This window comes from Metallumcola ferriviriculae, from assembly GCF_035573695.1.
GTDB lineage: Bacteria > Bacillota > JADQBR01 > JADQBR01 > JADQBR01 > Metallumcola > Metallumcola ferriviriculae.
The window spans coordinates 14,303-26,272 of sequence record NZ_CP121694.1; the positions used below are offsets into that span (position 1 = coordinate 14,303).

Below are 11,970 nucleotides of genomic sequence, written 5' to 3' on the forward strand. Positions count from 1 at the left end.
TTTTTTAAATTAGCGGTAATGGTACCGGGTCAAGGTGAACATCAACCACAGCCGGCTTCTGAGTCGCAAGGCACTCCCTTAACGCGCCCGGAAACTGCTCCGCTTGGGTAACTTTCCTACCCATCGCACCAAATGCTCTGGCGGCCTCTGAGAAATCAGGCACCTTAATATCGTAACCAAATGCTTTAAGACCTTCTTTTTCCATTTTGACCTTTTCTAAGTTATAGCTATGGTCATTAGCTACCACTACTGTTACAGGCAGCTGGTATTTCACTGCGGTGGCCAGCTCATTGACGGACATCAACATACCGCCGTCACCTACCAGCGCCACGATGTGTCTACCCGGGAAATGAATACATGCACTCAGTGCGCCGGGCAGCCCACCGCCCATGCTGCGCCAGTGGCTGGACCCCAGAACTTCCTGGCCCTTGTTTTCAAAATAAGTATCAAACCAGTGAATAAACCCGCCTACATCACAAACTACCACTGCATCGCTGGGAAGCACTTTTCCTAACACGGCCATTAAATGTGCCGGCTGTATCGGGGAAACCTGATTCTTTTCCTGCTCATTTATTAATGCCATCAGCTTGTTATGGCCTTGGTTTATTCTTGCCCCCCAATCGACATGCTTCATAAAGCTTAATTGATTGTTAAGCATAGCCAGTCCCCGGGCAATGTTTCCCACTAAAATCTTGACTGTCTGCTTATAATCCGCTGCGGCAGGGTCCTCTATTAGCTGGACTATCTTCACATTGGTGGGTAGAAACTTCTTTTCATAGGATGCGCTGCCCACCAACAGAATACAGTCTGTTTCGGCGACCGCCTCAGGTACAAATGCCTCTCCGATCCCACCTAATAGCCGAGGTTGTTCGGTGGGCACAGCCCCTTTGGCCTGCTGGGCCAAAACCAGTCCGGCGTCAAGTTTATCGGCAATACCGATCAACAAATCAGCATCTTGCTTCGTAACATCGCCTGCCACTATTAACGGTTTTTCTGCTGCCACAAGGACTTCTAGCGCACTTTTTATCTCATCATCCGGCACCCCTACGGTACTTTTTATATCAGGAAGCAGCGGCACACCTGTCCGCCCCACTGGATGAAAAAAGACATCCTTAGGAATTGCCAGATGAGTAACTGTCCTTTTATTCTCTGCCTGCACTAATGCTTTAGCAGCGATATCAAGGAAACTCTGACCAGAGGTAATAAGTTGAGATTTGCTGGTTACTGCCTGTAGTAGTTGTTGTTGATTAATATCTTGTTTCGAACCGGTGCCAACTTTAGAGCTCTCTACCTGTCCCGTGATCGCTAACACAGGCGCCTTATCAAAATAGGCATCTGCCAAACCATTGATCAAATTTGCCGTACCCGGCCCCGATGTAGCAACACAGACACCTACCTTACCGGTGAGCTTTGCTTGGTATGAGGCCATGAAGGCAGCATTAACCTCGTTGGTTACGGCGTAAAAATTGACATCTCGCTGACGGCCAAGGGCATCAAATAAGGGAAAGACAGCATCTCCCAAAACGCCATAGATGTTAGTAATACCATTTTTATAAAGTAATTGAAGCAGTGCTTCAGCGACTGTAATCTGATTATCCATTGGTTCATTCCTTTCCTATAAACTCACCTGTTATTTTCCCCCAAGCCGGGACTAGTATCCGCCGCATATCTTTTTCTTAGAAGCAAAGAATAATTAAGAGAATAATGGTTTTAGAAAGGGGAAATTAGATGAAAAAGCTGCGCATGGGCATTATCGGTATGGGCATGGCCTTTGAAAGACTGCACTATCCTGCGTATCAAAGGTTAAAAGACCAGTATGAAATAACGGCAATCTGCGATACGGATAAGGAAAAGGCAAATAATTGGCGTGCAACTCTGGGGCTAAGTGAAAATGATGTATATGAAGATTATCAGGAAATGATTAAGCGGAGTGACCTTGACGCGTTCGACGTAATGGTACCTATAGAATTGAATTATGAAGTAACGGAACATGTGGCCGCGGCAGGAAAACCGATTATTTGCGAAAAACCCCTTGCCCCTACGCCCGAACAAGCAAAGGCGGCCCGAGACCTGCCCAGTAAATATGACATTCCCATCATGATTGCAGAGAACTACCGCTACAATGATGAAATTCAAATCATTCGGGACATGGTGCGGAAGCAGGAAATCGGTGAAGTATACTACTTTATCCAAAACAGGGTGGTAGATTTCCCTAAAGATATGCTAAAAAATAAGTTTCCCGCCAAAGAATGGCGGCAGCACCCGGAATTTCCCGGCGGTGCCATCATGGATACAGGCGTACATGACATTGGCGCTTTAAGGCATATCTTTGGAGCCATTAAAAAACTACATGCTTTCGGTAAGCGGCAGGAAGAGGAGTTTGCCCCGTTTGCGGTAATTCAGGCGAATATGCTATTTAAAAGCGGCATTACCAGCAGTTTTACCTTCTTCTCCGCGGGTAAGGAAATGCAGCGTCCATTGATGGGGCTGCGTATCTTTGGCACTGAAGGAGAGATTTTTCTTGAGGAAAGGGACTGCGGCACCATCAATGTAGCCATGAATGACGGCAGCAGCAGGCAGATACCCTACCGCCCGCAGCAAGGATATTACCATGAACTGCAGAATTTCTATCAGGCGGCCATTGGCCGGGAACCATTGTCGGTAACCCCTGAGCTGGAATTCGGTGATGCCATCACTATCTTAGCTATGCTGCAATCAGCAAAAACCGGTGAAGTCATTTCTGTTGACCAAAGCCAGGACTTTGACTTCGAAGCATTCAGACAGCAAAATATCCACACGGAACAACCCAGGCTGCAGTAAATAGTGGTGACCAAGGAAGTTTTTGACGGGGAAATTATTAGCAGCTGTATAAGAAAATGATCCAGCCATATATGGCTGGGTCATTTTCTTATTAACGGTTCATCTGCAATAACTTGACAAAATGGTGTCAGGCACCATTTTGTCAAGTTATTGCAAAAGCGGCCGCAGCAATGCAGTTTTTAACGTTAACCTTAAGAAGTTCTTAAGAAGTTTATCAAGAATTTCTTAAGATTCAATTGATATCATTACCCTATAAAATATAAAGGGTGTGATATAATTTGTGCAAATTAATCTATCGAGGTGATACGTCTTGAATATTCTAGTCTGCGACGATGATAAGGAAATTTTGGATGCCATTAAAATTTATTTAGAAAACGAAGGGTATCAAGTATTTAAGGCTTTTAATGGATTAGAAGCTCTAGCAGTAATAGAAGAAAATGAAGTGCACCTGATTATTATGGATATCATGATGCCGCAAATGGATGGCTTGCGGGCTACCATGAAGATAAGGGAAGCGAATAATATCCCGGTTATCATGCTGTCAGCTAAATCTGAGGACACTGATAAAATTATCGGCTTAAATATGGGGGCTGATGATTATATCACTAAGCCCTTCAATCCCTTGGAATTAATAGCAAGGGTTAGGTCTCAGCTTAGGCGATATACAACATTAGGCAGCCTGGAGACAAAAAGCAATGTGTTTAAAACGGGTGGGCTTGTGGTAGATGATGAGAGTAAGGTCATAACTGTTGATGGAGATGAAGTGAAGCTTACTCCTGTACAATATAAGGTACTAAAGCTTTTAACTGCCAATGCGGGCAGGGTATTTTCTATAGAAGAAATATATGAAAAGGTGTGGAAGGAAACTGCCTTTAATCCCGAAAATACAGTGGCAGTTCATATCAGAAAGATTAGAGAAAAGATAGAAATAAATCCTAAAGAACCAAAATACTTAAAGGTGGTGTGGGGAATTGGATATAAAGTGGAAAAAATTTAGCCATTCATTACTTACAAAAATCGTCTTTTTTATAATTACCATACTGTGCTTTACAGCTGCAATAACATTATTTTTAGATATAGTAGGCTTGCATCATAATGATTTTGATATTGTTGTGGAAGACAGCTATTATCTTGGTAGAGAATACATGCAGGATAGCAGCCAAATCATCGATAATTTAACAACCCTGATCAATTTTAAGAGTGAGGAGAACATCCTAAACGGAGGAGCGCTTACAGAAGAAGAAATTAGTAGGGAAGAGGATAATCTATTCAGGGATTTTGAGCATTCAAAAAGGTTTAATCCGAAATTATCTTATAAAGAAAACTACCCGCTGTTCCAAGAAATCTATGCTGACAAAATCGCCCAAATAAAGGATGAGTTAATCCAAGCTGATTTAAGGAATTATAATTCTACCTTAAGAGAATTAGAAAATTATCGAGGGGTTTTTTATTATGTAAGTGATGGTGACAATACATTTACTAATGGCATTAATAATAAAGAGTACTTTAAAAAATATCCCTCTTATATGATATTTGATAAATCGGAACAAACAGTATACCCCGAAGAAATTAGCAAGAATAAATATTACTATTGGATTGTTCCAGATACCAGCAGCTTAGAACAAACAAATAATACCACTCTTTACATTGCCTTCACTGATGACTTTTTAGATCCCAGAATTGACGACTGGTATAGAAATAAAGAATTCATTACTTATAGTTTATATAAAATAATGGGTCTGTTATTGGGCTTAGCAATAGCTTTTCTCTATCTAATAGTAATTGTTGGTAGGAAACCAGAGGATGATGGTGTTCACCTCAACTTTATTGATAAACTGTATATTGATTTTAATATAGCATTATGCCTGTTGCTGATCGGGTCATGGTTTGGGGCGATAAACTTTCTTTTATTCGAAAACAGAATCTTTGAAGCAGTGTTCCCAATCACCTTAGTTATCGCTACTTTAGGCTTAATATTAGTTCTTTCTTTAGTTAAGCATATCAAAAATGGGACACTCATCAAACATTCATTAACATATACCATATTCCACAAATTATTTATCTTCATAAAGGATGTATATAATAGTGGCAGTGTTGGAGTTAAGATTGTGCTAATAGTAATAGCTTATCCTCTCCTCGTAGCCTTAACATTCTTTATGTTCCCAGTAACAATAGGAATAGGCGTATGGTTAGCCCTTAAGAAGGTACAGGAATTTAATGCAATAAAAGAAGGTGTAGAGAAGGTAAAAGATGGCGGCATTCATCATAAAATAAATCTAGCCAGCAGCGGAGAGTTTGCGAAACTTGCTGCTGATATTAATAGTATAACTGATGGCTTAAATAAAGCCGTTGATAATGAACTTAAAAGCGAGCGATTGAAAACAGAATTAATTACTAATGTGTCCCATGATATAAGAACACCTTTAACCTCTATTATCACATATGTTGATTTACTAAAAAATGAAAAGGATCAAGCAAAGGCAGAGGGATATATAACGATAATAGAGCAGAAGGCAGAGAGATTAAAAATACTGACTGATGATTTATTTGAAGCCTCTAAAGCCTCCAGTGGAAACATTCCAGTCAACTGTGAAAAGATTGATATTGTATCTCTTATAACTCAAGGATTAGGAGAGCTTGATGATAAGATAAAAGAGCAAAAATTAGAATTTAAGATGAACCATCCTCAAGATAAAGTATACATTGAAGCCGATGGCAAATTACTGTGGAGAGCGCTAGAGAATCTATTATCAAATATATTCAAATATGCTCTAGATGGGTCAAGGGTATATCTCGATGTAGCAGATATAGGAACTGAGGTAAGGATAGTAATTAAAAACATTTCTGCCTACGAACTTAACATTTCTTCTACTGAGCTGTTGGAGCGTTTTAAAAGAGGCGATGAAGCTAGAAGTGGTCAAGGCAGCGGATTAGGACTATCTATTGCCAAAAGTTTAATAGAAATTCAGAAAGGACGCTTTAATATAGAAATAGATGGAGATTTATTTAAAGCTATAATAATAATGCCCAAATAAAGGCAGCAGCAGCAAATTAACCAAATATTTTTCATCTGGCTCTCTCATTGATAAATATTTTACAGACAATTCGCTGAATTTGGTCTAAAATAGTGTCATACTCAAATCTTAGTCAGGGGGATATATGTATGACACTAACAACTGAACTAAAGGACTTTCTACTGCAGCAGGGGGCCGACTTGGTGGGCGTCACAACTGCCGATGCTTTGGCAGATGCACCCGAAGGACACCGGCCAAGCGATTATTTAGCTAATGCCAAATCTGTCATCTCCGTGGCATATTCTCTTAATAGTGGTGCCGTATTGGGCCTGCCCAAGACCAGAAACGAATATGTGCTTGAATTTGACCAGGCTAACTCAACCTTAAATGCCTTCGCCCATCGCGGTGCGCGATTTCTTGAGAAACAGGGCCATGTAAGTATCGCCTTTCCCGCCACTGCCAGCATCGGTGACGGTGCCCGTCTGGCCGGCGATATTTCCCATAAGCATGTCGCAGCCGCCGCGGGCCTAGGGGTGTTTGGCTTAAATAACCTGCTTATCACCCCTCAATACGGCAACCGCTTACGGCTGGGAACCATCGTTACGGAAGCAGCATTGACACCTGATACTCCAATGGAGGAATCGCCCTGTAATAACTGCGGCAAGTGCATCAAGAACTGCCCCGCCAACGCACTAGAGGGAGGAAAAGATTTAAATGACCCCCAGCAGGGTTGGCGTATCAATAAGGAGAAATGCTATCATTACATCTTTATCCGCCTGGGCGGTAGGCGCTGCGGCATGTGCATCGCCTCTTGTCCGATCAGTAAAGATTAGTACCCTGACGATGTAAAAGCCCTGCCGGGAAACTCCCGGCAGGGCTTTATTTTGCTGCTCAATCGATATGACCCGAAGAGCGGTTCGTCTGCTTCCTCGGTAAATGTGTAAATATATTGTGGCAGTTCATGCTGTTAACATTTAGAAAAGCCGCAGTTATTGCATACGTAGCAACCTTCCAGCCTATTTAACTCCTGTCCACAAATTTCGCAGATAAGAGAGTCTTCCTTTTTGTCGTCTAGTACTTGGGAACCCCCATTACACTGTACATCTAATTCTTTCTTCAACTGGGCCAGTTTCCGGGCAATCGCCGACGCACAGGATTTCCCTGCCGATACGCCTTTTCCTTTTCCCCGAGCCAACATGTATGATGGACAGGAGTGTGTCCCCGTCAATTGTTCAATTACCTTGTCAACGCCTATGCCACCGCGAATAGCTAAACTAATAAGCCTGGAAGTAGCCTCAGTATATACTAGGCAGCCCCCATCAGATCCGGTGGTAATAAAAGTCTCCAATATCTTGCCGCTATCCGGTTGATAATTAACCGTTAGATATATCTTTCCGCAACCCGTATCAAGTCGCTGCGTAATGCCATGTGCACTAATAGGCCGAGGCAGTATTTCACCACGGTTTAAAGAACCGGTATTCTCTTCCTTCTTGTCCTTCCCTACAGTGACAGTGCCTTTTTTACAGCCGTCTCGAAAAACTGTAATTCCTTTCAAGCCCAACCTGTATGCCATAAGATAGCACTCTTCTATGACCTCCGGGGTAGCTGTTGAAGGAAGGTTAATGGTTTTGCTGACAGCATTTTCCACATATTTTTGCACTTCTGCCTGCATTAAAATATGATCCGTATTATCAATATCCTGCGCACCTTTAAAAATTCTAGCCACATCTTCAGGAATACCCGAGACGTTCTGACATGTGCCTTGCCTAGCCACCTCTGCCAATACTTCCTCGGTTACGCCATGTTTTTTACATTCATCAAGGAAAAGTGGGGAAAATACTTCAAAATCTCCGGCCACATTGGTATTTTTAGTATAGGCCACCGCAAAAATTGGCTCCATTCCGTAGCCTTCACAGCCAGCCATTGCCGTCACACTTCCAGTAGGAGCTATAGTGATACAGGCAGCATTCCGACGCGTGTCATCCGGATAAAAGATACTCTCTTCCCACGCCGGAAAACATCCTTTTTCCTTAGCCAGTTCTCTGGATGTTTCATGCGCCTGTTGCTGGATATACTGGGTTAGCTGACCCGCAAACTCCCTTCCTTCTGCAGAATCATAAGCCAGCCCAGCCATAATAAGGGCATCATGCAGTCCAGTCAACCCAAGGCCTACTTTGCGAGTTGCCTTGGTAGATTCTTCAATTAATGGCAGCGGATACTGCGCTGCATCGATAAGGTTGTCCAAAAATCGGATGGCAGTACCTACTGTACTAGCCAATAGATCAAAATTAGCTTGTCCATCCGGATTGATCATCTTTGCTAAATTAATACTGCCTAAAAGGCATGATTCGCCCGGGCTTAAAGGCTGCTCTCCACACGGATTTGTGCAATCTAGAGGATTACCTGGCACAGGGTTATACTGCTGTAAACGGTCAATAAAAATAATACCCGGGTCACCGCAGGCATGCGCAGCATTGGAAATAAGCTGCCATAACTCTATCGCACTTACACTCTCATAGGTGTCTCCATTAAATACTAATGGCCACTCTTCACCGTTTTCTAAAGCTTCCATAAATGCATCCGTTATCCCGACGGAAATATTAAAATTTGTTAGACTGCCGTCCATTTTGGCCTTGATGAAGTCGATGATCTCTGGATGATCAACATTTAATATGCCCATAGAAGCGCCCCGGCGCACTCCTCCCTGCATGACCATATTAGACGATGCGTCATAAAGTTTTATCAATTCGACCACACCGGATGCTTTACCTTTTGTGGATTGTACCAAGGCGCCTTTTGGTCTAATGGTACTGAAATTATAGCCTACGCCACCCCCGGATTTAAAAACTGCGGCAGTCTCTTTCAACGTCTGGTACATGGAATCCAAACTATCTTCCACTGCCAAGACAAAGCATGCCCCAGGCTGCCACGGTCGGTCGGGCTTTCCTATATTGGCCCAAATTGGCGTTGACGGTATAAATAATAAATCGCCTATCACCGACGAGAACTTTTCTTCCCATACTTTATTTTCTTCATCTTCGACACTGGCAGCAGTGCGTGATAAACGAAAAACAGCCTGCTCAAATGTCTCTATAATCTCGCCATTCTCATTCTTTTGTGCATAACGTGCTTCAAAAACTTTTTGACCATTGTCTGATAGTCTCATTTTCTAACGAGCCCCCTCCCACTTCCATTCCACTATATTATATTAAAAAATACTCAATAATGACAGGTAAAAACAGGCAGATATTCTTTTGTTCTGCCAAAAATAAGACCCGCCTTCATTTTTTACGCTAGCGGTTCTCTATTGGTGGTCACAAAGTTAAGTGTAGGGTTTTTGCTTTGTACCCAGTTAAGGGCTGTTTCATTTTTGAAAAGCACTACCAATTGCCCGAATCGGTCTTTGGCCAACAAACTATTCATACTCTTTAACTCCTGGGTTTTTATTTCTTCCCCGCGAACCCAGCGGGCTAATCTGTGAGGAAGTCTTTCTAGGATAACTTCAGCACCGTATTCGTGGAGAAGCCTAAATTGGAAGACTTCAAACTGCAGTTCACCGACAACGCCCAAGATTATATCCTCTGAGCCGTTTAAAAAGGACTTGTAGACTTGTACAGCGCCTTCTTCGGCTAACTGCTTTAACCCTTTATAAAACCGCTTTTGTTTCATGGCCTCCTTAATAAATACCTTGGCAAAATATTCCGGTGAAAACTGGGGCAGTTCTTCGTATTCGAGCGGCTTTCCCTCGTACACGGTGTCGCCGATTTGAAATATTCCCGGGTCATAAATTCCCACTATATCGCCTGCACATGCTTCTTCAATAATATCTCTGCTCTGCGCAAAAAACTGCTGGGGTTGCGACAATTTTATTTTCTTACCCTGACGTGCGTGGGTAGCTATCATACCTCTTTGAAACTGCCCGGAACAAATCCGCATAAAGGCAATCCGGTCTCTGTGAGCCGGGTCCATATTAGCCTGGATTTTAAAAATAAAACCGGAAAATCCTTGTTCTGCCGGGTCAATATATCCTTGGTTGCTTTTGTGAGGCTGTGGTGGTGGTGCTAACTGCAGAAACTGGTCTAAAAAAGTCTGTACACCAAAATTATTAATAGCACTGCCAAAAAATACCGGTGTTAATTTCCCGGCATCTATTTTTTCCTGGTCAAAGGGGTCCCCGGCGATGTCCAAAAGACCTATTTCTTCTTCAAGCTGTTTAATCTGGGTGTTATCCAAAAACTCTCTAACCTCGGTATTTTCTTGCCACGAACCGATTGCCGGAATGATTTCCCGTTCATCGTCCCCTTTAAATAGTTCAATCTGATTATTGCGCCGGTCGTAAATGCCACGAAAATCATATCCCATACCGATGGGCCAATTTAAAGGGCAGGAGCGCATACCCAAGACCTGTTCGATTTCTTCCAACAGGTCCAACGGCTCTTTGCCAAAACGGTCTAGTTTATTAATAAATGTAAATACAGGAATCTGTTGCAGGCGGCATGCCTCAAACAGTTTTATGGTCTGGGGTTCCACACCTTTGGCGGCATCTATCAACATTACCGCGCTATCTGCTGCTAGAAGGGTACGGTAAGTATCTTCACTAAAATCCTGATGTCCGGGAGTATCCAAAATATTAATAAGATGCTCTTTATAGGCAAACTGCATCACGCTGGATGTGACAGAAATGCCACGCTGCTTTTCAATTTCCATCCAATCAGAAGTAGCATACTTTTTTGTCTTTCTACCTTTGACCGAGCCAGCAAGTCGAATCGCTCCCCCGAAAAGAAGCAGTTTTTCCGTCAAAGTGGTTTTTCCGGCATCAGGGTGGGAAATGATTGCAAAAGTTCGTCGTTTTTCGATGCTCGCTTCTAGTGCCGACTGTCCGTTATTCAAAACCATTCCTCCCTTACTTAAATCAATACTTCTAATAATGACACCAGTAATATCGCGCCAAGCGGCGGAAGTAAATAGGGATAGATACCACCGAAGCGTGACTGGCATGCTTCTTTAGTAAGTACCAAACACATGTGTACAGGCGAAGCGATATAGCCTACCATTGTACTGATGAATACCAGCGACAAGAATGCTATTTTATCAGTGCCCGGCGGTATCAACGGCATAAATAAGGGCAAAAGAATACCTACTCCTGCCAATGAAGACCCGGTAGCCATACCGGTGAGCATGGGCACAACAATTGCCAACAGCAGTACGGGTACACCCAAGCTGCCCAGATAATCGGCAATAGTGTTCATGGACCCCGATGCCTCAACAAACCCGCGGAACACCATGATACCCAGCACTGCCAAAGCTAATTTCCAATCTAAGCCAGGTAAGAAATTATATCTTAAACGCTTCCACGCATCTGCTGCGGTATTAACGTCCACAAATAAGGCTACCAATATACCAACACCTACGGAAATGATAAAAGGAACTTTAACAACCGCCAGAATAATGACCAGGTAAATGGGCAGCGCATAATGTAATAGCTTTAGAAATGCTTTACCCCATGGTTCCCTCTGTTCTTGCCCCGGAACACTGCCGGCGGCACCCCGCAGTATTACCACCAGACTTACTGCCAGCCCCGCTGCCATAGGTAGGGCCTGCTGGCGGGCAAAAGCGGCTATGCTGATACCGCTTAGACTTTCAGCCAGAATAAGAGTGGGATACAGGGGGAAAACGAAATAAACCAAATGCCTATAAAGGATATTGGCCGCTGCTTGTTTTTCCGGTGACAGACCGGCTTTATTACCCGTTTCCGCCACCAACGGCGCAGACATCACTGCCCCGCCAGGCACCGGTAAAAGACCAATAATCACCGGGAGTGACACTACCAAAAGACGCAGGTCGCGCAGCACTACCAACATCACCTTTACCAGTTTCTCCAATATCCCAGCCTGCTTGAGAATATAACCCAAAGCATTGATTAAGACCACAGTTAGTGTCAGCTCCAAGGTATTTCGATCTGCCAAACTGCTCCACAATACCTGCAATCCGGCATGCAGAGAAAAGCCCCCCGTCAGCACCACAATTAATGACCCGGCCAACATGGCCAGGCCAAAATCATGCCAACGGTTCAATACCAACACCGCTATTATGAATGCTAATAATACGCCTACAACTCCGAACATAAAATTAATTC

At 43.3% G+C, this 11,970-nt stretch carries 8 protein-coding genes; 4 read left to right on the forward strand and 4 right to left on the reverse strand.

The genetic code is table 11. The annotated features are described in order from the left end of the window. Positions 1 to 4: 4 nt before the first annotated feature. Entirely contained in the window at positions 5 to 1,600 is a 1,596-nt protein-coding gene (locus MFMK1_RS00070) for a thiamine pyrophosphate-binding protein (RefSeq protein ID WP_366923160.1), read from the reverse strand. A 128-nt stretch (positions 1,601 to 1,728) separates the two neighbouring features. On the opposite strand from MFMK1_RS00070, the gene MFMK1_RS00075 reads away from it, so the two are divergent. The 4 genes from MFMK1_RS00075 to MFMK1_RS00090 all read left to right on the forward strand — a co-directional run bounded on the left by MFMK1_RS00075 (position 1,729) and on the right by MFMK1_RS00090 (position 6,667). Next, entirely contained in the window at positions 1,729 to 2,820 is a 1,092-nt protein-coding gene (locus MFMK1_RS00075) for a Gfo/Idh/MocA family protein (protein WP_366923161.1), read from the forward strand. Between the two features lie 310 nt (positions 2,821 to 3,130). Beyond that, a complete protein-coding gene (locus MFMK1_RS00080; RefSeq protein ID WP_366923162.1) occupies positions 3,131 to 3,817 on the forward strand; it encodes a response regulator transcription factor in 687 nt (228 codons plus the stop codon). After that, positions 3,792 to 5,855, forward strand: a complete 2,064-nt coding sequence (locus MFMK1_RS00085; protein ID WP_366923163.1) for a sensor histidine kinase — start codon at positions 3,792 to 3,794, stop codon at positions 5,853 to 5,855. Before MFMK1_RS00080 ends, MFMK1_RS00085 begins: the two co-directional genes overlap by 26 nt. Positions 5,856 to 5,983: 128 nt before the next feature. Next, on the forward strand, positions 5,984 to 6,667 hold the full coding sequence (locus MFMK1_RS00090) for a 4Fe-4S dicluster domain-containing protein (protein WP_366923164.1): 684 nt from the start codon (positions 5,984 to 5,986) through the stop codon (positions 6,665 to 6,667). A 134-nt stretch (positions 6,668 to 6,801) separates the two neighbouring features. On the opposite strand, the gene MFMK1_RS00095 is transcribed toward MFMK1_RS00090, so the two are convergent. The 3 genes from MFMK1_RS00095 to MFMK1_RS00105 all read right to left on the reverse strand — a co-directional run bounded on the left by MFMK1_RS00095 (position 6,802) and on the right by MFMK1_RS00105 (position 11,959). Then, positions 6,802 to 9,000, reverse strand: a complete 2,199-nt coding sequence (locus tag MFMK1_RS00095; RefSeq protein WP_366923165.1) for an adenosylcobalamin-dependent ribonucleoside-diphosphate reductase — start codon at positions 8,998 to 9,000, stop codon at positions 6,802 to 6,804. Between the two features lie 122 nt (positions 9,001 to 9,122). Next, the gene (locus MFMK1_RS00100; protein ID WP_428846280.1) at positions 9,123 to 10,730 is read right to left on the reverse strand and encodes a peptide chain release factor 3; all 1,608 of its coding nucleotides are present in this window, start codon (positions 10,728 to 10,730) and stop codon (positions 9,123 to 9,125) included. Between the two features lie 11 nt (positions 10,731 to 10,741). After that, on the reverse strand, positions 10,742 to 11,959 hold the full coding sequence (locus MFMK1_RS00105) for a DUF401 family protein (protein WP_366923167.1): 1,218 nt from the start codon (positions 11,957 to 11,959) through the stop codon (positions 10,742 to 10,744). Positions 11,960 to 11,970: the final 11 nt, after the last annotated feature.

What these genes read in the sequence shown, in the direction of transcription:
- MFMK1_RS00095 (WP_366923165.1), bottom strand. Translation starts at nt 9,000, where the DNA reads ATGAGACTATCAGACAATGGTCAAAAAGTTTTTGAAGCACGTTATGCA.
- MFMK1_RS00090 (WP_366923164.1), top strand. Translation starts at nt 5,984, where the DNA reads ATGACACTAACAACTGAACTAAAGGACTTTCTACTGCAGCAGGGGGCC.
- MFMK1_RS00070 (WP_366923160.1), bottom strand. Translation starts at nt 1,600, where the DNA reads ATGGATAATCAGATTACAGTCGCTGAAGCACTGCTTCAATTACTTTAT.
- MFMK1_RS00100 (WP_428846280.1), bottom strand. Translation starts at nt 10,730, where the DNA reads ATGGTTTTGAATAACGGACAGTCGGCACTAGAAGCGAGCATCGAAAAA.
- MFMK1_RS00075 (WP_366923161.1), top strand. Translation starts at nt 1,729, where the DNA reads ATGAAAAAGCTGCGCATGGGCATTATCGGTATGGGCATGGCCTTTGAA.
- MFMK1_RS00105 (WP_366923167.1), bottom strand. Translation starts at nt 11,959, where the DNA reads ATGTTCGGAGTTGTAGGCGTATTATTAGCATTCATAATAGCGGTGTTG.